The organism is Lysobacter soyae, assembly GCF_019551435.1.
In the GTDB taxonomy this organism is placed as follows: Bacteria; Pseudomonadota; Gammaproteobacteria; order Xanthomonadales; family Xanthomonadaceae; genus Solilutibacter; species Solilutibacter soyae.
In genome coordinates, this window is sequence record NZ_CP080544.1 from 842,335 (window position 1) to 864,298 (window position 21,964).

Here is a 21,964-nt window from a genome sequence, read left to right on the forward strand (position 1 = left end):
AAGATGAAGAACACATTGAAATGGACAGCATTGGCGATGGCCATCACGACCACCTCCGCGGCCGTCGCGGGTGAGGGGATGTGGGTGCCACAACAACTGCCGGAGATCTCCGCTCAGTTGAAGAAAGCCGGATTGAAACTTGATCCGAAGCAGATGGCAAACCTCACCGGCGATCCTTTGGGCGCGATCGTTTCGTTGGGGGGTTGCACGGCAAGCTTCGTGTCGCCGGATGGCCTTGTGGCGACCAACCATCACTGCGCTTACGGTGCGATCCAATTGAACTCCACCGCTCAGAACAACCTGATTGCCAAGGGTTTCAATGCCGCCAAGATGGGCGATGAGTTGTCGGCAGGTCCGAGCAGCCGCATCTATGTGCTGGAACAAATCGATGACGTGACCGCGCAATTCAAGTCGGCTATTGCTTCCGCCTCGGCACCTGCAGATCGCACGCGTGCTGTCGAAAAGCTGGAAAAAGATATCGTTTCGAAATGCGAAGCGCCCGGCGGCTATCGCTGCAGCGTCTCGAGCTTTTTCGGTGGCAATACCTATCGTCTGTTCCGTGCCATTGAAATCAAGGACGTGCGCTTGGTTTACGCGCCCCCGGGTTCGATCGGCAATTACGGCGGTGAAATCGACAACTGGATGTGGCCGCGCCATACCGGCGATTTCTCGTTCATCCGTGCCTATGTGGGTCGTGACGGCAAGCCTGCCGCCTACAGCAAAGACAACGTGCCGTACAAACCCAAGCATTGGTTGAAGTTTGCCGACAAGCCGCTTGCGGCAGGTGACTTCGTGATGGTGGCCGGCTACCCGGGCTCCACCAACCGCTATGCCTTGGTCGATGAATTCCAGAGCACGCAAGATTGGGTCTATCCGAATGTGGTTCAAAACTACAAGGATTTGACCAATCTCGTGCTGTCTGCCGGCAAGAAAAATCCGGACGTTCAAGTCAAATATGCCAACACCGTTCGGGGTTGGGAAAATACGATGAAGAACTTCGAAGGTCAGCTGGCCGGTTTCAAACGCACCAACGCGTTGGCCACGAAGCAAGCGGAAGAAGCCGCCGTGATCGCGTGGTTGAAAAAGAACGGCAAGTCCGGCCAAGCGGCGCTGGATGCGCATGATCGGGTGATCGCCCTCAACGCGGAAGGCCGAAAAACGCGCGAGCGCGATTTGGTGATGAACAACCTGGGTGGCGCATTGGGATCGGTCGCGATGCAGTTGTACCGCGCGTCGATCGAACGCGAGAAACCCAATGCGGAACGTGAAAAGGGCTACCAGGATCGTGATTACCCGGCGATTGAAGGTGCGCTGAAACAAATGGATCGGCGCTATGAAGCCGGCATGGATAGCGACATCCAGCGCTATTGGTTGAACAAGTACGTCAAGTTGGATGCATCGCAACGCATTGCTCCGCTGGACGCTTGGATGGGCGGCGCCGAAGCGAAAAATGTGGATACGGCGATCAAGAACATGCACAAGAGCGAACTGGGCAAGGAATCTGCGCGCCTGAAGTGGTTGAAGGCCGATCGCAAGGCCTTCGAATCCAGCAAGGATCCTGCCATTCGCTATGCCGTGGCGTTGATGCCGACCATGCTCAAAGTGGAAGACGAACGCAAGGATCGAGCGGGAGAAATGATGGTCAATCGACCGCTGTATCTGCAAGCAGTGGCTGACTACAAACGTTCGAAGAAGCAGGGTGTCTATCCGGATGCCAACTCAACGCTTCGCCTGACCTTCGGCAAAGTGCGCGGGTACACCAAGCTGGACGGCAAGGTGCAGACGCCGTTCACCAAGCTTGAGGAAGTCGCCGCGAAAGCGACGAAAGAAGAGCCGTTCAATGCACCGCCGGAATTGCTCGCCGCCATTGCAGCGAAAAAATACGGCGGATTGGAAGACAAGAAGCTCGGAACCGTACCGGTCAATTTCCTGTCCGATCTGGACATCACGGGTGGCAACTCGGGTTCACCGGTCTTGGATGCCAATGGCAAGTTGGTCGGTCTCGCCTTTGACGGCAATTGGGAATCGGTGGCGTCCAATTGGGTGTTCGACCCCGTCATGACGCGGATGATTTCGGTGGATCAGCGTTACATGCGTTGGATCATGCAAGAGGTCTATCCGGCGCCGCGTCTGTTGCAAGAAATGGGCGTCGCGAAGCCTTGAGCGAGACCGCACTGAATGCATGGCTTCGCAAAATCGAAGCCATGCATCCCGCGTCCATCGAACTCGGTTTGGATCGTGTGAAACACGTGGCAGGCTTGCTAGGTTTGGGCAAGCCTGCCTCGTGTGTGATCTCTGTTGCAGGTACGAATGGCAAGGGCTCGACGGTTGCATTTGTCGAGTCCATTGCGCGTGCAGCCGGATTGCGCGTCGGTGCTTACACGTCGCCGCATATTCTTGCGTTCAACGAACGTATTCGCATCGATGGCCAAGATGTTGACGATGCGACCTTGGTCCGGGCATTCGAACGAATTGATGCAGCACGTCAAGACACGGCGCTGACGTACTTTGAGTTCACCACGCTGGCGGCGCTGTGCGTGTTTGAAGACGCGACATTGGATCTTGCCGTTTTGGAAGTCGGCTTGGGTGGGCGCTTGGACGCGGTGAACCTGGTCGATGCCGATGTCGCCATCGTGACGACGGTGGATATCGATCACACCGACTGGCTCGGCACGGATCGCGAGGCCATCGGCGCTGAGAAGATCGGCATCGCGCGCGCGGGTAAGCCGGTCGTGATCGGTGATGATGATCCGCCGTCCAGTGTGTTGCGCCGTGCTTACACCTTGGGTGCCCCGGCGATTCGCATCAACTGCGATTTCTTCTTCGGACGGAACACCGCGTCGACATGGCTATGGCGAACCCTGGGCGGGGAGCGCGAATTGCCGATGCCGCGTCTCACGGCGCCGGTTCAGTTACGCAATGCGGCGATGGCTGTCGCGGCATTGGAGGCTTCACCACTTTCCATTCCGGAGAGTGCCTATGCAGCGGGCGTCGCGTCAGCCCATGTCGCCGGTCGTTTGCAATATCGTCAGGTGGACGGCATCCCGCTCTATATCGACGTTGCCCACAATGCCCAAGCCGCTGCGGCGCTTGAGCAGTGGCTGGCGGCCAACCCGATTGCCGGCAGCACACGTGCAGTGCTCGCGATGTTGGCTGACAAAGACGCGGCAGCGGTGTTCGAGGCGCTCGATGCCGAAATCGCGCAGTGGTATTTGGCCGCACTCGGCGGTGCGCGCGGTCAAACCGCTGAATCACTGGCAGCGAAGGGCAAACGGGATGCGTCCGACTACCGGACACATGAAACGGTCGCGCAGGCACTCGACGCGGCAATCGCTGCGTCCTCCAGCGCAGATCGCATTATCGTGCTCGGTTCGTTTCATACCGTTGCGGAAGCGTTCACGCATCTCGCGAAACGCGAGGGCGAGGGCGCTAGGTCGGGCGTATAATTCACGGGCTTCCAGAAACCGGTCGAATACGCATGGATCGAGCTACCACCCAGCGCCTATGGGGCGCCGCCGTGTTGATTGCCATTGCGGTCATTTTCCTGCCCATGTTGGTGAAAGGACCTGCACCGGATAGCGGCGTGCGCGATGTTCCGCTCGATATTCCGAAAGCCTCAGAGCAGCCGCAGTCCAACATTCAAGAGCTCCCTTTGGGTGAGCCGGGCGCACTGCCTGCCAGCGGCGCAACCGGCTTTGACGACACCACCGCCACAGTGGATGCGCAAGACGTCGCTCCGGCCGCGGTGGCTGCTGGCGACTATGCCATCAATTTCGGTAACTACGGCTCCGCCGGTGATGCCCAAAAGGTGATCGCCGCGCTGGAAAAATCTGGTTTGCGTGCCTACAGCGATGCGGTGAATGCGGGGAACAAACCCGCCTTTCGCGTGCGTATCGGTCCGTATGCGTCCCGCGAAGCGGCGGAGGCTGCGCGTATTGATGCTGCTCGCGTGAATCCGAGCGTCAAGACCGAAGTCGTCGCCTTGAATGCCGTGGCGACCGAATCGATCAAACCGGCCTCGGCCCCGGCCGCGTCCACGCCGCCGGTGGTTGCTGCCGTTGCGGAATCGCCAAAAGCAAAACCCGTAGTCGCTGAAGTTCCGAAACCTGCACCGGCCAAGACCGAAACGGTCAAGCCTCAGGTAACAAAGCCGGCGGCTTCGGAAACGAAGACACAAACCGCAGTGGTTGAGAAACCGCCGGTTGCAAAGCCCGTGGAAAAACCGGCGGCCTCGAGCACCGGATTCGCAGTGCAACTGGGTGCGTTCGCCAATCCGGACGAGGCGCAGAAGCTGCGTGATCGCGCACGTGCGGCCGGCTTTAGCGCCACGACCGAGTCCGTCAAGACGGATAAAGGTGTGCTCACCCGGGTCAAATTGGGTCCGACCACCACCCGTCAATCCGCGGACGCCATGCGCGCTTCCGCGCAATCCAAGCTCGGCGTCGCAGGCGTCGTGCGTTCGCAACCCTGATCCGGAGTTCGCATGTGCGGAATTGTTGGCATTGTTGGTATCCACGACGTCGCTGCGCGTCTGTATGACGGCCTGACCGTCTTGCAGCATCGCGGCCAGGATGCCGCAGGCATTGCCACGAGCAATGGACGCCAGATGCGAGTGGAGAAAGGCAACGGTCTCGTCAGTGATGTGTTCGACGAGAATTCGATGTCGCTCTTGCACGGCAACATCGGGATTGCGCATTGCCGGTATCCCACGGCGGGCAGCGAAGGCTCGGACGAAGCCCAGCCGTTTTACGTCAATTCCCCTTATGGCATTGCACTCGCGCATAACGGCAACCTCATCAACACCGAGACCTTGCGCAAAGAGGTCTTCGAGCAAGACCGCCGCAGCGTCAACACGCAATCGGATTCGGAAGTGCTGCTGAACGTGTTCGCGCACGAACTCGCGATCCAGTCAGAACTGAGTCCGGAAGCGGCGTTTCGTGCCGTGGAAGGTGTGAACAAGCGCGCCAAAGGCGGCTATGCCGTTATTTGCATGGTGATGGGTTTGGGTTTGGTCGCGTTTCGCGATCCGAATGCGATCCGTCCCCTGGTGTTGGGTCGCCGCGAACTGGAAGGCCAGTTTGAATATGCCGTGGCATCAGAGTCGGTGGCGCTCGATGTGCTCGGCTTCGAACGCATGCGGGATATCGAGCCCGGCGAAGCAGTGGTGATCACGAATGACGGGCGCTTGCTGCATCAGCATTGCGCGGCACAAGGACTGATGCGTCCGTGCATTTTCGAATACGTGTATTTCGCCCGTCCCGATTCGATGATGGACAACATCTCCGTGCACAAGGCGCGCATGCGCATGGGTGTCACGCTCGGTGAAAAAATCCTGCGCGAACGCCCCGATCACGACATCGACGTGGTCATTCCGATTCCGGACACTTCGCGTGACGCCGCATTGGAAATTGCCAACGTGCTGGGTGTGAAGTATCGGGAAGGATTCATCAAGAATCGCTACGTCGGCCGCACCTTCATCATGCCGGGGCAGCAAGAGCGCTCCAAGTCTGTGCGCAGGAAATTGAACCCGATTCCCTTGGAGTTCAAGGGCAGGGTGGTGCTCTTGGTGGATGACTCGATCGTTCGCGGCACGACCAGCAAACAAATCGTACAAATGGCGCGCGATGCCGGCGCGAAAAAAGTGTATTTGGCCTCTGCGGCGCCGCCGGTGCGTTACCCGAACATCTATGGCATCGATATGCCCACGCCGACTGAATTGATTGCGCATGATCGCAGCGAAGCGGAAGTGGAAAGACTCATCGGCTGCGATTGGTTGATCTATCAGGATTTGGCAGATATGGAAGTCGCAGTCGCAGGTCCGAAGCACCCCGGCATGAAGTTCGACACCTCCTGCTTCTCCGGTGAATACGTGACCGGCGTGGGCGAGGGTTACTTCGAACAATTGCAGTCACAGCGCTCCGACGACGCGAAGACCAAACGTCGCGCCTGAGCGTGATGGACGCACTGACGTCAGGAAATGTGTTTGACGCTGCTGCAGCCTGCCTCGCAGAGGGAAGAGTGGAGGCCAAGCCGGTCCTGACGCGGGAAATGGCTGCGGCGTTTCAAGATGGCTCGCTGGCAATTCCTGCTACGCGGGGCACGCCATTGCCGATTCGGATGCCCGGACGCCCGACCAAACCCGAGTTGGTCGAACCACGCTTGCTGCGCAAACGCGGCTTTGGGAGTACCGAGGGGCTGGCGTCTTTCATTCACGCTGTGGCTCACATCGAATTCAACGCAATCGATCTGGCTTGGGATGCGGTCTATCGCTTTCGCGACATGCCGGAAGACTATTACCGCGATTGGATCAAAGTGGCGGACGACGAGGCGCGTCATTTCACCTTATTGCGTGCGCGGCTGAAGTCCCTCGGCTATGACTATGGTGACTTTCCTGCCCATAACGGTTTGTGGGAAATGGCGGAAAAAACAGCCCATTCGGGCTTGGCACGCATGGCGCTTGTGCCGCGTGTGTTGGAAGCGCGAGGTTTGGATGTCACGCCGAGCATGATCGAGCGACTCAAGAGTTTGGGCGACCGCGAGACCGTAGCTATTCTCGAAATTATTCTCGCTGAAGAGGTCTCGCACGTTGCCTGCGGTTCGCGTTGGTTCCGTTGGCTGTGCGCACGGGAGGTCGTCGAGCCTAGGGAAACGTTCAAGCATTTGCTCGAAGCCTATGCAAAATCCGTGCTGCACGGCCCCTACAACCGTGAGGCTAGATTGGCTGCGGGCTTTGATCTTGAAGAGTTGGAAGATCTGTTTCTGGTAGAACGAATCGCCTCACTTTAGGGGATCAACGCAGCAATGGCGGGCTAGGTGCCCTTGGGATGAATCAATGTGATTTGCCCGGCATCCGCACGCGCAATCGTCCCCACGCCGTACCAGTCGCCCAGCACAATGCGTTCGCCGCCTTCGTTGTCATGGACAGCCGGTCGGTGGGTATGACCGTGAACCATCCGCTTCACGCCGAAACGGGCAAACGTCTCGCGTACCGTTTCTGATGAGACGTCGCCAATTTGTTCTTGCGTTCCTTGGGCTTTCAGTTCGCCGTAGCGCGCTTTGCTGGCGGCGCGCGCCTGTTCGGCAAAGGCCAACCGGGCGGCGAGCGGCTGCGACAGAAATTGCGCTTGCCATGTCGGGTTGCGCGTCATCGCCCTGAACTGCTGGTAGGCAAGATCATCTGTGCAGAGCAAATCGCCATGTCCGATCAAAAGCGGTTCGCCATCGAGCATCACCACGCTTGGGTCGGGCAGCAATTGCATGCCACAACGCGCGGCATAGTCGCGTCCCAACAGGAAGTCCCGATTGCCGTGGATGAAGTACACCGCCGTGCCGCTATCCGAGAGTTGGCGAATGGCTTCTGCTGTGCGCGCCCCGATTTCACTCGGGTCGTCGTCACCTACCCATGCTTCGAACAAGTCCCCCAAGATGTACAACGCCGACGCGCCACGCACTTCGTCTCGAAGGAAATGCTCGAAACGGGCGGTATTGTCCAGGGCGTCGTCTTCCAGATGCGTGTCGGAAACGAAAAAAGTGGTCATGAACGCATTGTAGGGGGCATCCGGAGCAGACATTCGAGAGACGCTAAAATAGTGCCTTTCCGCATTGCTTTCCGACCATGACCGTCCGCACGCGCTTCGCGCCCAGTCCTACCGGCTACCTCCACATCGGCGGCGCCCGCACCGCACTTTACTGCTGGTTGGCCTCGCGCCACGCCGGCGGTGAGTTTGTCCTTCGAATTGAAGACACCGATCGCGAACGCAGCACCCAAGAAGCGATCGATGCGATTTTGCAGGCGATGGATTGGCTCGGTTTGAATTACGAGGAAGGTCCGATCTACCAGACTGCGCGGCTGCCCCGTTACAAGGAAGTTGCAGAACGCATGGTCGCTGACGGCACGGCGTATTACGCCTACGAAAGCAAAGAAGAACTCGAAGCGATGCGCAATGCCGCATTAGAGATGAACGAGAAGCCGCGTTACAACGGCGCGTATCGTGATGCGAATGCGGGCTTCAAAGAAGACCCCTACCGCGTCATCCGCTTCAAGAATCCGACCGATGGCAGTGTGGTGTTCGACGATTTGGTCAAAGGCCGGATCGAGTGGCAAAACACCGAGCTCGACGATCTTGTCATCTTCCGCTCCGATGGCTATCCCACTTACAACTTCGCCGTGGTGGTGGACGACATGGACATGGGCATCACTGACGTGGTGCGCGGCGACGACCACGTCAACAACACCCCGCGCCAAATCAACATCTATCGTGCATTGGGTGTTGAACCGCCACGTTTTGCCCACTTGCCGATGATTCTGGATCCCGACGGCGCGAAGTTGTCCAAGCGCACCGGCGCGGCCGATGTCATGCAGTATCGGGATGCCGGCTATTTGCCGCATGCGCTTTTGAATTACTTGGCGCGTCTGGGTTGGTCACATGGTGATCAGGAGATTTTCTCGATCCGAGAAATGATCGACCTGTTCGAACTCAAAGACGTCAATGCGAAAGCGTCGCGTCTGGACATGGCCAAGCTGGGTTGGTTGAACCAGCACTATCTGAAGACCGACGCGCCGGAAGAAGTGGCCAAGCATTTGCAGTGGCATTTGCTGCATCAAGGCTATGACCTCGGCGAAGGTCCCGCACCTGCCGATGTGGTCGTCGCTCTCCGCGATCGCGCACAGACTTTGAGAGAAATGGCTGAAAAAGCGGCGCCGTGGTATCAGCCGCAAGTCAGCTATGACGACGCGGCAGTGGCCAAGCAACTCACGGAAGCCGCACGCGCGCCGCTGACGGCGGTTCACTCGGCGCTGGAGCGCTTGGAGACTTGGAACGTGGAAGCGATCTCCGCTGCATTCCACGACGTGCTCGAACAATTGGGGCTGGGCATGGGCAAGGTTGCGCCCGCACTTCGCGTTGCCTTGGTCGGCAACACAGTGAGCCCCGACATCTCTCACACCATCTATTTGACTGGGCGTGAACGTGCCTTGGCGCGCATCGAGGCCGCCGTGGGAATGATTCCGGCTTGAAGCCGGGGGCATTCGCCACCACTATGGAAGGATGAAACCCGCGCACTGCACCCATCCGAAAGAGCATGTCCACGGCGCCGGCGATTTTGTCGCCGCCGTCGAACGGGCCTGCGCGGCGCGCGGACTCAGACTGACGCCGATTCGGGCGCATGTGCTCGGCTTGATTGCCGAGGTCGCGCAACCGATCAAGGCCTACGACTTGCTCGAGCGTGTTCGTGAGGGCGACGGCCCCGGGGCGGCGGCGCCGCCGACGGTCTACCGGGCCCTCGACTTTCTCTTGGCGAATGGATTCATCCACAAATTGGAATCCGTCAACGCCTTCGTGGCCTGCCATCACCCGAACGCGGACAAGCATTCGGTGCCATTTTTGATTTGTACGCGCTGCCACCAGGCCGTCGAGCTGGAGGATCAGGCCGTGGTCGAAAACTTGGATAGGCAGGCGAGGGCGCTGGGATTCAGCCCGCAAACCCAGACGCTGGAAGTCCATGGGATTTGTGCATCGTGCAGTGGGGACCAGCGTTAGCGCGCAGTCGTCGTTTTTGTTATATCATTACAAAATGCAAAACGACTCGTGGCTCGATCGGATCGGCGCAACCGGCTCCTTACTGTGTGCAGTTCACTGCGCCATCGGACCGGTGTTGATCGCACTGCTGCCGACGCTCGGCCTCAGCTGGTTTGATCCGCGACTAGAGTTTTCGATCGCTACCTTTGTCACGATTTTGGGCTTGGGGAGCGTTTACCTAGGCTGGCGCCGACACCGGGCAACGCGGGCATTGAGTTTCATGCTGCCGGGCCTTGCCTTGATTTGGCTCACTTTGCTCCTGCCTTACCTGCATGAAAACGTCGTTCGCCATGCCGCCGTCATGGCAATGGGCGGCACCTTGGTTGCGGCAGCGCACCTGATCAATCTGAAGCTGAACCACGGCCACGTGCACGACGCGAGCTGCAGTCACTGAAATTTGTTAGAATTGCAGGTCTTTCACACGCCAATGGCCGCCTCGGCCGTGGCACGAACTTATTAGATTTGGAGCAGGATTCACATGGGCAAGGGCGACCGTCGTACCACCAAAGGCAAGCGTTACAACTCGAGCTACGGCAATGCACGCGGCCGCGGCATCTTGAAGGCCACCGGTGACGCAGCAGCTCCCGTTGTGAAGTCCGCTGCAAAGGCCACCAAGAAAGTGGTCGCTAAGAAAGCCGCTGCCAAGTAATTCCAGCGCTTCACCGCTGTAATAAAACGCCCTGCCATGCAGGGCGTTTTTGCGTCCGGACGTCGGACTTATTCGATTTCCAAGCGAACGCCGGCCTTGAAGGTCGCGGCGCACAAACGACCACCCAACCAATAGGCCAGTTCCGCCGGGTGATGGGCGCGCCAGCAACTGAAATCGGCACGCAGCCCTTCCACTAAACGACCGCGATCCTCCAGACCCAAGGCGCGCGCGGCGTTGACCGTGGCACCGCGCAAGACTTCTTCGGGCGTCATGTTGAAATGCGTGCAAGCCAGTTGCATGGCTTGCCGCATTGAACGCAGCGGCGAGGTGCCCGGATTCAGGTCAGTAGCGATTGCCATCGGCACTTTGTGTTTGCGCAACAGATCGATGGGCGGCAGTTGTGTTTCGCGCAGGACATGAAATGCCCCAGGCAAAAGCACGGCAACGGTGCCGGCCTCTTTCATGGCCAATACACCGCTCTCCGAGGTGTATTCAATGTGGTCTGCCGATAGGGCACCGAACTTGGCCGCCAAAGCGGCGCCGTTGCCGTCGCTGAGTTGGTCGGCATGCAGTTTCACCGGAAGTCCCAAGGTGCGCGCCGCTGACAACATGCGTTCGCCTTGTGCGGGCGTGAAGCCGATGCGCTCGACAAATGCGTCCACCGCATCAATCAGACCTTCGGCATGCAGCTCCAACATCCAGGAGATGGCGGCTTCAATGTAGTCATCGGCCCGTCCGGCGAACGCTTCGGGCAGGGCATGCGCCGCAAGAAAGGTCGTTTTCACCGTTGCGCCGGTTCGCTTGGCGATGGCGCGCGCACAGCGCAGCATTTTTCGTTCGTTCTCAAGATCCAATCCGTAGCCGGATTTGATTTCGAGTGTGGTCACGCCATCGGCAATCAAGTCGTAAACGCGCGGCAGGGATTGCTCGAGCAGTTCTTCATAGGACGCCGCGTGTAGCGCTTTCACCGACGAGACGATGCCACCACCCGCTTGCGCGACTTCTTCATAGCTTGCGCCTTTCAAGCGCAGTTCGAATTCGTGCGCGCGATTGGCTGCGAAGACCGCATGGGTATGGCAGTCGATCAGGCCAGGCGTAATCAAGCCGTTGAACTCGATCTGACGCACAGCGTGTTGTGCACTGTCGGGCAGCCCGTCACGTGGGCCGACGTAAGCAATGCGGCCGTCTTTCCAAGCCAGCGCACTGTTCTCGATGCGCCCGAAGCCTTCGTCTTTCGAGAAGGTGACCAACGTCGCGCCAAAGATCACGCCATCCATTCTGCAACCCGCCCCTTGCTACGTCACAATTGACCGGATGATGACATACCCAAGCCCGGTCAAGGCATTCGGCAACGGCGATTGGTCGCTGCCCGGCATTGCCAATTTGCATTCCCATGCCTTTCAACGCGCGATGGCGGGTCTCGCCGAGCACCAGACCGATCCGGCGGATTCGTTCTGGACCTGGCGTGAAGTCATGTACGGATTGGCGCAGAAATTCACGCCTGAGCTGTTGCATGCCGTTGCCAGCCAGTTGTATGTGGAAATGCTCGAATCGGGCTATACGCATGTGTGCGAATTCCATTATTTGCATCACGAAGCGGACGGTCGACCGCACGCCAACGCGTCCGCGATGTCCGACGTCTTGATTCAAGCGGCACGCGAAACCGGCATCGGCATGACCCTGTTGCCTGTGCTTTACATGCAAGGCGGATTCGATGGGCGCGCCTTGAACGCGCGGCAAGCACGTTTCGGACACAGCGTGGATGCCTATTTGAAGTTGCTGCAGAATTTGCGCGTGCACGAAACCGACAATGTGCGAATCGGTTGCGCGTTGCACAGTTTGCGCGCGGTGCCCGAAGCGGCGATGCGCGAAGTGGTGGCGGCGCTTCCTGACAACGCCCCGATCCACATCCATATCTCGGAACAGTTGCCAGAGGTGGAAGAGTGCGTGGCGCTGCGCGGTGCCCGTCCCGTTGCATGGTTGTTGGATCATGCGGAGGTCAACCCTCGCTGGACGCTCGTTCATGCCACGCATTTGGACGACTCGGAAATCCAAGGTGTGGCCCGTTCGGGCGCCACGGTTGCCATCTGCACCACCACCGAAGGCAATTTGGGTGACGGACTCTTTCCATTCGGCGCCTACGTCTCGGCGGGCGGCGCCTGGGGCGTGGGTTCGGACTCGCATATCTCCGTGTCACCTGTGGAAGAACTGCGTTGGCTCGAATACGGCCAACGCTTGATCACGCACCGTCGCAATGTCGCGAGCCAGGCGGGCGCTCCGAGCACCGGTCTCAATCTGTTGGGGGCAACCTATGCCAGTGCGGCGGCCTCCACCGGATTCCCGGAGAATCGTGCGGAAGTGATTTTGTCGGGCGATCTGCCGACCTTGGTGGGTGCCACGGAAGAGAACGTGGTTGATCGATGGATCTTCTCCGGCAATGTGCCCTGCGTCCGGGAGGTCGTGGTGGATGGCGTCCGCTGGGTGGAATCGGGGCGTCACCGAAACCACGACAGCGTCGCCGCCGGCTACAACCAGGCCATCAAGACCCTGCTTGCCTGAACCCGATGACCGCGGTTCACCCGCCGTGGCGCAATCGCAGTATCATGTGCGCATGCGTACCGTGAGTTTCCATTCCTTTGCTTGTTCCGCTGCCATGGCCAGCGGCATGACCTCGCGCGCCCGTACCTGCTTGCCCGACTGAAGCCGGCTCGCATTCTGCTGTTCGCGAAAAAGCCCGGCTGCCATGCCGGGCTTTTTTATTTCCGTCACTTTCATCCGCTTGAATACTTTCATGAAGCATTTTCTCAATACCCAAGACTGGTCCCGTCCGGACATTGATGCCCTGTTGCGCGACGCGGCAAACTTCAAGCGCCACAAGCTCGGTGACGCGTTGAAGGGCCGAAGTGTCGCATTGGTTTTCTTCAATCCGTCATTGCGAACACGCACGAGTTTCGAGCTCGGCACCTTTCAGTTGGGCGGGCATGCCGTTGTGTTGTCGCCGGGCAAGGATGCATGGCCGATCGAGTTCGATTTCGGCACGGTGATGGACGGTGAAGCCGAAGAGCACATTGCGGAAGTGGCGCGCGTGTTGGGCCGCTATGCCGATTTGATCGGCGTGCGCGCATTCCCGAAATTCGTTGATTGGGCACAAGACCGCGAAGATCGCGTGTTGAAGGGATTCGCCAAATATGCAGGCGTACCGGTCATCAACATGGAAACCATCACCCATCCCTGTCAGGAATTGGCACACGTGCTGGCCCTGCAAGAGCGTTTCGGGACAGAGGACTTGCGCGGCAAGAAGTATGTGCTCACCTGGACTTACCACCCGAAGGCGCTGAACACTGCCGTCGCTAACTCCGCGTTGACGATTGCCACGCGCATGGGCATGGACGTGACCTTGCTGTGTCCGACACCTGACTACGTCCTCGATGAGCGTTACATGGGATGGGCAGCGCAAAACGTGTCGGAGAACGGCGGCTCACTGACGGTCAGTCACGATATCGAAAGCGCTTACACCGACGCAGACGTGGTGTATGCGAAGAGCTGGGGTGCGCTGCCTTATTTCGGTCGTTGGCAAGATGAAAAACCGATTCGGGATCAGTACAAACATTTCATCGTCGACGAAGCAAAGATGGCATTGACACGTGAAGCGGCGTTTTCGCATTGCTTGCCGCTGCGCCGGAATGTCAAAGCCACCGATGCCGTCATGGATTCGCCCGCGTGCATCGCCATCGAAGAAGCCGAGAACCGGCTGCACGTTCAAAAGGCCATCATGGCCGCACTCATCGCGCAATAAGGATTTGCCAATGTCAGTCAATGATTCCAAAGACATCGTGCTCGCGTTTTCCGGCGGGCTGGATACCAGTTTCTGTGTGCCATATTTGAAAGAGCGCGGCTGGAATGTCCACACCGTTTTTGCGGATACCGGCGGCGTCGATGCCGACGAACGCGCCTATATCGAGCAGCGCGCGGCGGAGTTGGGCGTGGCCAGTCACGTCACCGTGGACGGCGGTCCGGCCATTTGGGAAGGGTTCGTCAAGCCCTTCGTCTGGGCGGGCGAAGGCTATCAAGCGCAGTATCCGCTGCTCGTCTCAGATCGCTATTTGATTGTGGACGCTGCGTTGGCACGCGCGCAGGCTTTGGGTACCAATGCGATTGCCCACGGATGTACCGGCATGGGTAACGATCAAGTGCGTTTTGATTTGGCCGTCAAAGCCAGTGGCGACTATCGCATCGTTGCACCGATTCGCGAAATTCAGAAAGAACACACGCAGACCCGCGCTTACGAGCAAGCTTTCTTGGATGCACGCGGCTTCGGCGTCAGGAGCAAGCAACAGCAGTACACCATCAACGAAAACGTTCTGGGCGTCACCCTGTCTGGCGCGGAAATCGACGAGTGGAAAGCCCCGGGTGAGAACGCGCGCGGTTGGTGCAAGCCGCGGGGGGAGTGGCCTGCCGAATCTTTGGAGGTGCGTTTGACCTTCGTCCAGGGTGAAGCGGTCGCCATCAATGGTGCGTCGCTGGCCGGAGACAAGCTCCTGCAACAATTGAACGCCATGTTCGCCGAATACGGCGTCGGCCGCGGCATGTACACGGGTGACACCACCATCGGGTTGAAAGGGCGGATTGTGTATGAAGCGCCGGGTCTGACCGCGCTGCTGGTCGCCCATCGCGCGTTGGAAGAAGCCGTCCTCAGCAAACAACAGAATCGATTCAAGCCGGAGCTCGCCCGCAAGTGGGTCGAATTGGTCTACGAAGGATTCTTCCACGATCCGCTGAAGACCGATATCGAAAGCTTCCTGAAATCCAGCCAGCGGATGGTGAACGGTGACGTCGTGCTCCAGACCAGTGGCGCGCATGTGGACGCGGTTGCCGTGACTTCGCCGCATTTGCTGCAGTCGAAGGGCGCCACTTATGCACAGAGTGCTGACTGGGGCGTGGAAGAAGCCGAGGGATTCATCAAGCTGTTCGGCATGAGCAGCACTTTGTGGGCCGAAGTAAATGCCGACGCCAATGGCTGATATCGATCTCATGCCTGACGTGGTTGCTCATTTGCGGGCACTGGTGTCGTTCGATACGCGCAATCCGCCGCGTTTGTTCGATGAGGCCGGCATTTTTGCGTATGTCCGTGCGCAATTGCCGGATTTCGACATCGAAGTGCGCGACTTGGGTGCCGGTGCTGTGTATTTGTACGCGAAGCGCGGAGCGCCTGCTGTTCTGTTCAACGTGCATTTGGACACCGTCCCCGATTCCCCTGCGTGGTCACAAGATCCATTCGTGCTGACTGTGGGTGAAGACCGCGCGGTGGGGCTCGGCGCTTGTGATATCAAAGGTGCGGCCGCGGCGTTGATTGCGGCGTCGCGGGCGGTGAAGGGCGACGTCGCTTTCCTTTTCAGCAGTGATGAAGAGGCGAACGACGCACGCTGCATCGCAGATTTCCTGCAACGCAATGAATCGTTCGAGGCTGTGCTCGTCGCCGAGCCGACCGGTTGCGAGGCCGTTGCGGTACACCGCGGGATTTCGTCGGTGCGTGTCGAATTCCATGGCGAAGCCGGCCACGCTTCAAACGCACACAATCCAAGTGCGGTCCACAAAGCGATTCGTTGGGGCGCTGCCTGTCTTGACTTGATTGAAGCCAAGGCCGAAGAGGAGTTCGCGGGTTTGCGCGGTACGCGCTTCAATATCGGCAAAGTGCAAGGCGGCATCAAAGGCAATGTGATCGCCCCTTCGGCGGAGTGCCGCTTCGGCTTCCGTCCGCTGCCCTCACAAGACATGGATGCCTTGCACGCGCAGTTCCGTGCCGCAGCCGGCGAGGGCGCATCATACGAGGAATTGTTTCGCGGCCCTTCTTTGCCGGTCGGGCCTGACAGCGACGTCCGGCGTGAACGCGCCGAAGCGGTAGCAAAGCGATTCGGGATTCCGGTTCGGGCCCCCGTGGACTTCTGGACCGAGGCTTCCCTGTTTTCGCAGGCGGGCTACGACACCTTGGTGTTCGGTCCGGGGGACATTGCACAAGCACACAGCGCCGACGAATGGGTCGCGCTGTCCGATCTTGCGCGGTATTCGCAACACGTCGTACGTATCATCGGAGCACAGCAGGCATGACGCCGTTGAATCAACAAGCCGCCGTCCACGATCCGCAAACACGCCAGACGATTGTGCGGCTGCTGTCCAGCATGGGCAGCGCCAAAGAGATCACTCAGTATCTCAAGCGCTATTCGCAGCTTGAAGCCGCGCGCTTTGCCGTGGTGAAAGTTGGCGGCGCAGTGTTGCGTGACGATTTGGAAGCGCTGTCCAGCGCCTTGGCGTTTTTGCAGGATGTGGGACTTACACCCATCGTGATTCACGGCGCCGGACCCCAGCTCGATGCGGCCTTGGCAGATCTTGGCATTGAGAAGCAGATCAAGAACGGCCTGCGTGTGACCACGCCTGAGGTTTTGGCGGTCGTACGCAAGGTGCTTCATGCGCAAAATTTGGCCTTGGTGGAAGACTTGCAAGCGCGCGATGCGCGGGCAACATCCATTGTTTCCGGCGTGTTCGAAGCGCAGCTGCTGGATGCCGACGAATACGGTTTGGTAGGCGAGGTATCGGATGTCGAGCTGGGCCCGATTCGCGCAAGTTTGAAGGCCGGATCCATTCCCGTGCTCGCATGCCTTGGTGAAACGGCGAGCGGTCAGATCGTCAATATCAACGCGGATTTCGCCGCCAATGCGTTGGTGGCCAAACTCCAGCCGGACAAAATCGTTTTCCTCACCGAAACCGGCGGCCTGTTGAATGCCGAAGGCGAGATCATTGATTCGATCAATCTCTCCTCGGAGTACGAAGAATTGATGGCGGCCGATTGGATCAATGGCGGCATGCGGGTGAAAATCCAGCAAATCAAAGCGCTGTTGGATAGCGTGCCCCTGTCTTCCTCCGTGTCGATCACCAAGCCGGCTGAACTTGCCAAGGAATTGTTCACCCATCGCGGGTCGGGCACCTTGGTGCGTCGCGGTGAGCGCGTGCTTGTCGCATCGCGATGGGACGCGTTTGACATCCCGCGGCTGCGCGAGTTGATTGAGTCCGCCTTCGGTCGAAAATTGACCGCCGACTATTTTGACGAGGCGCGGTTGCTCAAGGCCTACGTCAGTGAAAACTACCGGGCGGCACTGATTTTGACGCAAGGCGCCGAGGGCGTTCCTTATCTGGATAAATTTGCTGTCTTGGACGACGCCCAGGGAGAAGGGTTGGGGCGTGCGGTTTGGCACGTCATGCGTGGCGAGACGCCAAGCTTGTACTGGCGTTCGCGGCGAGCGAATCCGGTGAATGTGTTCTACGACGCGGAAGCGGACGGAAGCTACAAACGCGATCCATGGACGGCATTTTGGTTTGGCGTCGAAGCGTTCGACAAAATCGAGCGTTTGGTTCGCGATGCGTTGTCGAGGCCGGCCACCTTGGAGGCGGTATGACGCTGAAAATCGGCTTAGTGGGCGCGCGCGGGCATGTCGGCGAAGCGCTGATCCGCATCATCGACGCGCATCCGGATCTCTCCTTGGGATTCGTTTCGTCAAGAGAGCGGGTCGGCAAGCCATTGTCGGATTTTTTTCCCGGCTTGAAGCAGGATCTGGTTTATAGCCAAGTCGCCTTTGACGAGGTGGGTCGACAGCCCGTTGATGTGTTCGTGCTTGCGCTACCCAATGGCATGGCCGCGGACTGCGTGTCTTCCATAGAACGCTTTCACCCTGACGCGCTGGTGGTAGACCTGTCGGCCGATTACCGGTTTGATTCGGCGTGGTATTACGGCTTGCCCGAACTGACGCGCACGCACGCGGCGGGTGCGCGTCGGATCAGCAACCCGGGCTGCTATGCGAGCGCGATGCAGTTGGCCATCCACCCCATGCGCGACGCGTTGGACGGTGCCGTGCAGTGTTTCGGCGTGTCCGGCTACTCCGGCGCCGGCACGACGCCAAGCGATAAGAATGACCTCCGCAAATTGGCTGACAATCTAATGCCCTATGCGTTGGTCAATCACATTCACGAGCGTGAGGTGGCCAGGCATTGCGCGCCGGTTGAATTCATACCGCATGTCGCGCCGCATTTCCGCGGCATCACCATGACATGCAATTTGCATCTGTCGCGGGGATTCGAGGCCTCGGAAGTTCGCGAGAGATTTGAATCGGCGTATGCGAACGAGCCTTTGATTCACCTGCAGTCCGATCCGCCATGGGTCAGTGACATCGCCGGCAAGCATGGCGTCCGCATCGGCGGCTTTACGTTGGACGCATCCGGCAGGCGACTGGTCGTCGTATCGGTGCTCGACAACTTGCTCAAAGGCGCGGCGACCCAAGCCATGCAAAACATCAACATTGCCTTGGGGATCGATGAATTCACGGGCTTGGAACTGGAGAAGACAGCATGAGCGATTTGTTATGGCAAAAATCGGGTGTTGTCATTGATGAGTCGATCCAGAACTTCTTGGCCGGTGACGACGTACTGTTGGATCGCGAGTTCATCCGCTTCGACATCGAAGCAAGTCTCGCGCACGCGAGCGGTCTTCAACGCATTGGTGTGCTGACGGAAAACGAATCTCTGGCCATTCGCCAAGCCTTGTTGGCGCTGGACGCCGATATCGTCGAAGGCCGGTTTGTCCTCGATGCGCGCTATGAAGACATGCATTCTGCGATTGAGGCACGCCTGATCGAGCAATTGGGTGAGACCGGCAAAAAAATCCACACCGGGCGCAGCCGCAATGATCAAGTGTTGGTCGCGACGCGATTGTGGTTGAAGGCGCGACTGACGACATTGCAGCGCCTCTGCGTCGAGGTCGCCGACGTGGCACTTTCGCGCGCCGAATCCGAACAATGGCCCCTGCCCGGATACACACACATGCAGCGCGCCATGGTGTCTTCTACGGCGATGTGGTGGAGCGCGTGGGCGGAGTCCTTCCTCGATTCGGCGCAACGTGCGGGGGATACGCGTGCCTTGATCGATGCGAATCCGCTGGGCACGGCCGCCGGCTACGGGGTGAATTTGCCCTTGGATCGTGCGCACGTGACGGAGGTCTTGGGCTTTGCACGCATGCAGATCTCGCCGATCGCAACGCAATTGTCACGCGGTAAATATGAGCTTGCGGCGCTCGAAGCTTTGGGCAGCGCGACGCTGGACTTGCGCCGTTTGGCCTGGGATTTGAGTCTCTTCACCAGCGCCGAGTTCGGCTTTGTCGGCTTACCCGCGCAATACACCACAGGCAGTTCCTTGATGCCGAACAAGCGCAATCCGGATGTGGTCGAGCTGATGCGTGCCAGCCACGCCAGCGTCGCTGCCGCACGGACCGAAATCGAGCAGCTGTTATCTCTGCCGACGGGCTACCACCGCGATCTGCAGTCGAGCAAAGGGGCGATTTTCCATGGATTCGGTCGTGGCTTGGCAGCGCTCAATCTCTTGCCGGCGTTGCTCCGCGCGCTTGAATGGAAGCCCGAGGCCATGCGCGCGGCGTTGGAGCCGTCGATGTATGCCACCGACCTTGCCATTGAACTGGCGGCAAAGGGCATGCCTTTCCGGGATGCCTATGTTGAAGTCGCGAATCCGCAACGCTGGGAAGCGGGCGATCCCGAGGTCAGTTTGTCAGCGCGCGTGTCACCCGGGGGGCATGGTGCACTTTCACTTGAAGCGTTGCGTGCGCGTTTGACCTCACTCCAAGCGGAAGGCGTCTGAACTGTGGTCGGACGATTCGAGATTCAGCAAAAACACTTTGGTCGGCAATCCGCCGCCGAATCCGGTGAGTGCGCCATTGGCACCGATCACCCGATGGCAAGGCACCACAATCGGGAGTGGATTTCGACCGTTTGCGGCACCGACGGCCCGTGTCGCTGAAGACTTGCCAATGCTGCGCGCGATGTCGAGATAACTGCAGGTTGCCCCATAGGGGATGTCGCGCAAAGCGTTCCATACGTGAAGTTGGAAAGCCGTGCCGCGCGGCGCCAAAGGCAAGTCGAACGCGCGTCGTTTGCCGTCGAAGTAGTCCGAGAGTTGTTGCATGGTGGCATCCAACACGCGGTGCGAACCGGATTGCCATTCCTCACGACCCTTGACCTGATGGCGGTTCTCGGGAAATTCGATGGTGTGCAAGCCCTCATCGCCCGCGACGAGCGTGAGCGTGCCCACGGGACTTTCAAACGTATTGACGAACAATGGGGTCATGGGCTTGTGCCTGTTTCGGGTAGCGCAGCGCGCCATAAATGAAGGGCGGCATAGGCGCGCCAAGGTTGCCAGTCTTTCGACCGCTGTCGAAGTGTCGCTTCGGACACGAGAGTCCCAGGTTGAAGCTGTTGTCGCAGCACCAAGTCACCTGCAGGAAACGCGTCCGGATGACCCAAAGCGCGCAAGGCCAAATAGTGGGCCGTCCACTCGCCAATACCCGGCAACGCACACCAGCGTTCGATGAAATCGTTCAAGGGCAGGTGCGCGTCGAACGTCGCGTCTCCGCGTGCCACTGCGGAAGCCATGGTTTGGAGTGTTGCGACACGGCGTCCGGTCAGACCCATGCCGTCCAAATTTGCCGCTGCGAGTGTCTCGGCGGTCGGGAAGATCCATTCAAGGCCTTCGACCGGACTGTCGGTCAAACGCGTGCCCGTTCGCTGCAAGAGTCGCGTCGCCAAGGTACGTGCGGCGGCCACACTGACTTGCTGGCCGACGATGGCGCGGGTAGCCATTTCCAAGCCGTCCCAGCCGCCTGCCAGCCTCAAGCCGGGGTGGCGGGTAACCGTGGTGGCAAGGCGTGGATCGTTCCTCAGCACGTCATGTACGGCGCGCATATCGGCATCCAAGTCGAACATTCTCCGCACCCGCTGCACCAACTCCGGAATCGCGTGCGCCCGTACACCATGCAATGTGAGGCGCAAAGCCGATTCATTGCGTCCCCATTCCGACACAGATAACCAAGCGCCGCGATCATCGATCAATCGTCGATACGTTCTTGCTTCAACATCCACGTGCTCCAAACCTGCGAGTGCACGCGTCGACAAGAAGGCGAGGGTGGTGCCGAACTCAAACGGCGGGCGATAGACCAAACGCAAATTGAGCGCCGAACCATCGGCGGTGTGCCCGGTGGTTTTGCGCAGTCTGCTCGGCGCGAGTCCGTAGGCACTCAAGAACGCGTCATTGAAACGACGAAGGCTTTGAAAACCGGAGGCCAATGCAATTTCAGTGACGGGCAGTGCGGTCTCGGTCAGCAATTGTTTGGCGAAAAGCAGGCGCTTTGTGGCTTGGACTTGTTTGGGCGACGTGCCCAGGCGCGAGACGAACAATCGACGCAAATGGCGTTCACCGACATGCATGCGGTCGGCCAATTGCGCGAGAGAGGCCGTGTCCAACATGCCCGCCTCGACCAGACGGACAGCGCGCGCGACGACGTCGTCGCCGCGCCGCCATCCGCCGTCTGCGGGAGACAGCTCCGGACGGCAGCGCAAACACGGCCGGAAGCCCGCTGCCTCGGCGCTGGCCGCGCTGGGGTAGTAATCAACATTGCCGGCCTTGGGCGTTGGCGCCGGACAGACCGGCCGGCAATAAATACCCGTGGTCTTGACTGCCGTGAAAAAAAGCCCGTCAAAGCGTGCGTCTTTCGATTGCCGCGCGGCATCACAGGCGTCACGGCTCGGCATATGCGGCGCGACGACATCGTCAGGTTTGCGATGGGCGGAAAGCGAAGGCATGGGGTCAGTATCAGGCGAGCCTTGCGATCATTCTCGCCATTTTCGGA

The 21,964-nt window shown here is 59.2% G+C and carries 21 protein-coding genes; 16 read left to right on the forward strand and 5 right to left on the reverse strand.

The window, feature by feature from the left end:
- Positions 1–3: 3 nt before the first annotated feature.
- From H8L67_RS04020 to H8L67_RS04040, 5 genes are read left to right on the forward strand one after another with little or no spacing between them, the layout of a single operon-like run.
- Positions 4–2,163: a S46 family peptidase gene (locus H8L67_RS04020; protein WP_220380470.1), complete on the forward strand. Its 2,160-nt coding sequence runs from the start codon at positions 4–6 to the stop codon at positions 2,161–2,163.
- Positions 2,160–3,446, forward strand: a complete 1,287-nt coding sequence (gene folC / locus H8L67_RS04025; RefSeq protein WP_220380471.1) for a bifunctional tetrahydrofolate synthase/dihydrofolate synthase — start codon at positions 2,160–2,162, stop codon at positions 3,444–3,446. Before H8L67_RS04020 ends, folC begins: the two co-directional genes overlap by 4 nt.
- A 32-nt stretch (positions 3,447–3,478) precedes the next feature.
- Positions 3,479–4,471, forward strand: coding sequence for an SPOR domain-containing protein (locus H8L67_RS04030; RefSeq protein WP_220380472.1), 993 nt, complete (start codon positions 3,479–3,481; stop codon positions 4,469–4,471).
- A gap of 12 nt (positions 4,472–4,483) precedes the next feature.
- The gene (gene purF / locus H8L67_RS04035) at positions 4,484–5,950 is read left to right on the forward strand and encodes an amidophosphoribosyltransferase (RefSeq protein ID WP_220380473.1); all 1,467 of its coding nucleotides are present in this window, start codon (positions 4,484–4,486) and stop codon (positions 5,948–5,950) included.
- 5 nt (positions 5,951–5,955) lie between these two features.
- Positions 5,956–6,786 (forward strand): ferritin-like domain-containing protein, encoded by an 831-nt coding sequence (locus tag H8L67_RS04040; protein WP_220380474.1) that lies wholly within the window; start codon positions 5,956–5,958, stop codon positions 6,784–6,786.
- 23 nt (positions 6,787–6,809) lie between these two features.
- Here the strand turns inward: H8L67_RS04040 and H8L67_RS04045 are convergent, their stop codons facing one another.
- Positions 6,810–7,538 carry a UDP-2,3-diacylglucosamine diphosphatase gene (locus H8L67_RS04045; RefSeq protein WP_220380475.1) on the reverse strand — a complete coding sequence of 243 codons (729 nt, stop codon included), beginning with the start codon at positions 7,536–7,538 and terminating at the stop codon, positions 6,810–6,812.
- A gap of 77 nt (positions 7,539–7,615) precedes the next feature.
- Here H8L67_RS04045 and gltX point away from each other — a divergent pair, with 77 nt between their 5' ends.
- From gltX to H8L67_RS04065, 4 genes are all read left to right on the forward strand, one after another.
- On the forward strand, positions 7,616–9,016 hold the full coding sequence (gltX, locus tag H8L67_RS04050) for a glutamate--tRNA ligase (RefSeq protein ID WP_220380476.1): 1,401 nt from the start codon (positions 7,616–7,618) through the stop codon (positions 9,014–9,016).
- A 31-nt stretch (positions 9,017–9,047) separates the two neighbouring features.
- Complete coding sequence (locus H8L67_RS04055) at positions 9,048–9,539, forward strand: transcriptional repressor (RefSeq protein WP_220380477.1); 492 nt, start codon at positions 9,048–9,050, stop codon at positions 9,537–9,539.
- A 34-nt stretch (positions 9,540–9,573) separates the two neighbouring features.
- Positions 9,574–9,972: a MerC domain-containing protein gene (locus H8L67_RS04060; RefSeq protein WP_220380478.1), complete on the forward strand. Its 399-nt coding sequence runs from the start codon at positions 9,574–9,576 to the stop codon at positions 9,970–9,972.
- Between the two features lie 84 nt (positions 9,973–10,056).
- Positions 10,057–10,227, forward strand: coding sequence for a 30S ribosomal protein THX (locus tag H8L67_RS04065; protein ID WP_220380479.1), 171 nt, complete (start codon positions 10,057–10,059; stop codon positions 10,225–10,227).
- A 68-nt stretch (positions 10,228–10,295) separates the two neighbouring features.
- On the opposite strand, the gene hutI is transcribed toward H8L67_RS04065, so the two are convergent.
- Positions 10,296–11,504 (reverse strand): imidazolonepropionase, encoded by a 1,209-nt coding sequence (gene hutI / locus H8L67_RS04070; protein ID WP_220380480.1) that lies wholly within the window; start codon positions 11,502–11,504, stop codon positions 10,296–10,298.
- A 37-nt stretch (positions 11,505–11,541) separates the two neighbouring features.
- Between hutI and H8L67_RS04075 the strand changes: the two genes are divergently transcribed.
- Entirely contained in the window at positions 11,542–12,786 is a 1,245-nt protein-coding gene (locus H8L67_RS04075) for a formimidoylglutamate deiminase (RefSeq protein WP_220380481.1), read from the forward strand.
- A gap of 42 nt (positions 12,787–12,828) precedes the next feature.
- Here H8L67_RS04075 and H8L67_RS04080 read toward each other — a convergent pair whose 3' ends face one another.
- Positions 12,829–13,020 carry a hypothetical protein gene (locus tag H8L67_RS04080; protein WP_220380482.1) on the reverse strand — a complete coding sequence of 64 codons (192 nt, stop codon included), beginning with the start codon at positions 13,018–13,020 and terminating at the stop codon, positions 12,829–12,831.
- On the opposite strand from H8L67_RS04080, the gene H8L67_RS04085 reads away from it, so the two are divergent.
- Genes H8L67_RS04085 through argH form a run of 6 tightly spaced genes read left to right on the forward strand, consistent with a single transcriptional unit; the run spans position 13,019 to position 19,920 of the window.
- Entirely contained in the window at positions 13,019–14,023 is a 1,005-nt protein-coding gene (locus tag H8L67_RS04085; protein ID WP_220380483.1) for an N-acetylornithine carbamoyltransferase, read from the forward strand. The genes H8L67_RS04080 and H8L67_RS04085 overlap by 2 nt on opposite strands.
- Before the next feature lie 10 nt (positions 14,024–14,033).
- Complete coding sequence (locus tag H8L67_RS04090; RefSeq protein WP_220380484.1) at positions 14,034–15,248, forward strand: argininosuccinate synthase; 1,215 nt, start codon at positions 14,034–14,036, stop codon at positions 15,246–15,248.
- Positions 15,241–16,332: an acetylornithine deacetylase gene (locus H8L67_RS04095; protein WP_220380485.1), complete on the forward strand. Its 1,092-nt coding sequence runs from the start codon at positions 15,241–15,243 to the stop codon at positions 16,330–16,332. Before H8L67_RS04090 ends, H8L67_RS04095 begins: the two co-directional genes overlap by 8 nt.
- Positions 16,329–17,675 (forward strand): acetylglutamate kinase, encoded by a 1,347-nt coding sequence (locus H8L67_RS04100; protein ID WP_220380486.1) that lies wholly within the window; start codon positions 16,329–16,331, stop codon positions 17,673–17,675. Before H8L67_RS04095 ends, H8L67_RS04100 begins: the two co-directional genes overlap by 4 nt.
- Positions 17,672–18,625 (forward strand): N-acetyl-gamma-glutamyl-phosphate reductase, encoded by a 954-nt coding sequence (argC, locus tag H8L67_RS04105; protein ID WP_220380487.1) that lies wholly within the window; start codon positions 17,672–17,674, stop codon positions 18,623–18,625. Before H8L67_RS04100 ends, argC begins: the two co-directional genes overlap by 4 nt.
- Complete coding sequence (gene argH / locus H8L67_RS04110) at positions 18,622–19,920, forward strand: argininosuccinate lyase (RefSeq protein WP_220380488.1); 1,299 nt, start codon at positions 18,622–18,624, stop codon at positions 19,918–19,920. The genes argC and argH overlap by 4 nt, the downstream gene beginning before the upstream one ends.
- Here the strand turns inward: argH and H8L67_RS04115 are convergent.
- Together H8L67_RS04115 and H8L67_RS04120 are read right to left on the reverse strand one after the other, a co-directional pair.
- A complete protein-coding gene (locus H8L67_RS04115) occupies positions 19,897–20,406 on the reverse strand; it encodes a methylated-DNA--[protein]-cysteine S-methyltransferase (protein WP_220380489.1) in 510 nt (169 codons plus the stop codon). The two genes, argH and H8L67_RS04115, sit on opposite strands and share 24 nt — an antisense overlap.
- Entirely contained in the window at positions 20,403–21,917 is a 1,515-nt protein-coding gene (locus H8L67_RS04120; RefSeq protein ID WP_255556035.1) for an AlkA N-terminal domain-containing protein, read from the reverse strand. The genes H8L67_RS04115 and H8L67_RS04120 overlap by 4 nt, the downstream gene beginning before the upstream one ends.
- Positions 21,918–21,964: the final 47 nt, after the last annotated feature.

Excerpts from the sequence above, each read along its gene's own strand:
- H8L67_RS04020 (WP_220380470.1), top strand. The coding sequence starts at position 4 with ATGAAGAACACATTGAAATGGACAGCATTGGCGATGGCCATCACGACC.
- H8L67_RS04030 (WP_220380472.1), top strand. The coding sequence starts at position 3,479 with ATGGATCGAGCTACCACCCAGCGCCTATGGGGCGCCGCCGTGTTGATT.
- purF (WP_220380473.1), top strand. The coding sequence starts at position 4,484 with ATGTGCGGAATTGTTGGCATTGTTGGTATCCACGACGTCGCTGCGCGT.
- H8L67_RS04040 (WP_220380474.1), top strand. The coding sequence starts at position 5,956 with ATGGACGCACTGACGTCAGGAAATGTGTTTGACGCTGCTGCAGCCTGC.
- H8L67_RS04045 (WP_220380475.1), bottom strand. The coding sequence starts at position 7,538 with ATGACCACTTTTTTCGTTTCCGACACGCATCTGGAAGACGACGCCCTG.
- gltX (WP_220380476.1), top strand. The coding sequence starts at position 7,616 with ATGACCGTCCGCACGCGCTTCGCGCCCAGTCCTACCGGCTACCTCCAC.
- H8L67_RS04055 (WP_220380477.1), top strand. The coding sequence starts at position 9,048 with ATGAAACCCGCGCACTGCACCCATCCGAAAGAGCATGTCCACGGCGCC.
- H8L67_RS04060 (WP_220380478.1), top strand. The coding sequence starts at position 9,574 with ATGCAAAACGACTCGTGGCTCGATCGGATCGGCGCAACCGGCTCCTTA.
- H8L67_RS04065 (WP_220380479.1), top strand. The coding sequence starts at position 10,057 with ATGGGCAAGGGCGACCGTCGTACCACCAAAGGCAAGCGTTACAACTCG.
- hutI (WP_220380480.1), bottom strand. The coding sequence starts at position 11,504 with ATGGATGGCGTGATCTTTGGCGCGACGTTGGTCACCTTCTCGAAAGAC.
- H8L67_RS04075 (WP_220380481.1), top strand. The coding sequence starts at position 11,542 with ATGATGACATACCCAAGCCCGGTCAAGGCATTCGGCAACGGCGATTGG.
- H8L67_RS04085 (WP_220380483.1), top strand. The coding sequence starts at position 13,019 with ATGAAGCATTTTCTCAATACCCAAGACTGGTCCCGTCCGGACATTGAT.
- H8L67_RS04080 (WP_220380482.1), bottom strand. The coding sequence starts at position 13,020 with ATGAAAGTATTCAAGCGGATGAAAGTGACGGAAATAAAAAAGCCCGGC.
- H8L67_RS04090 (WP_220380484.1), top strand. The coding sequence starts at position 14,034 with ATGTCAGTCAATGATTCCAAAGACATCGTGCTCGCGTTTTCCGGCGGG.
- H8L67_RS04095 (WP_220380485.1), top strand. The coding sequence starts at position 15,241 with ATGGCTGATATCGATCTCATGCCTGACGTGGTTGCTCATTTGCGGGCA.
- H8L67_RS04100 (WP_220380486.1), top strand. The coding sequence starts at position 16,329 with ATGACGCCGTTGAATCAACAAGCCGCCGTCCACGATCCGCAAACACGC.
- argC (WP_220380487.1), top strand. The coding sequence starts at position 17,672 with ATGACGCTGAAAATCGGCTTAGTGGGCGCGCGCGGGCATGTCGGCGAA.
- argH (WP_220380488.1), top strand. The coding sequence starts at position 18,622 with ATGAGCGATTTGTTATGGCAAAAATCGGGTGTTGTCATTGATGAGTCG.
- H8L67_RS04115 (WP_220380489.1), bottom strand. The coding sequence starts at position 20,406 with ATGACCCCATTGTTCGTCAATACGTTTGAAAGTCCCGTGGGCACGCTC.
- H8L67_RS04120 (WP_255556035.1), bottom strand. The coding sequence starts at position 21,917 with ATGCCTTCGCTTTCCGCCCATCGCAAACCTGACGATGTCGTCGCGCCG.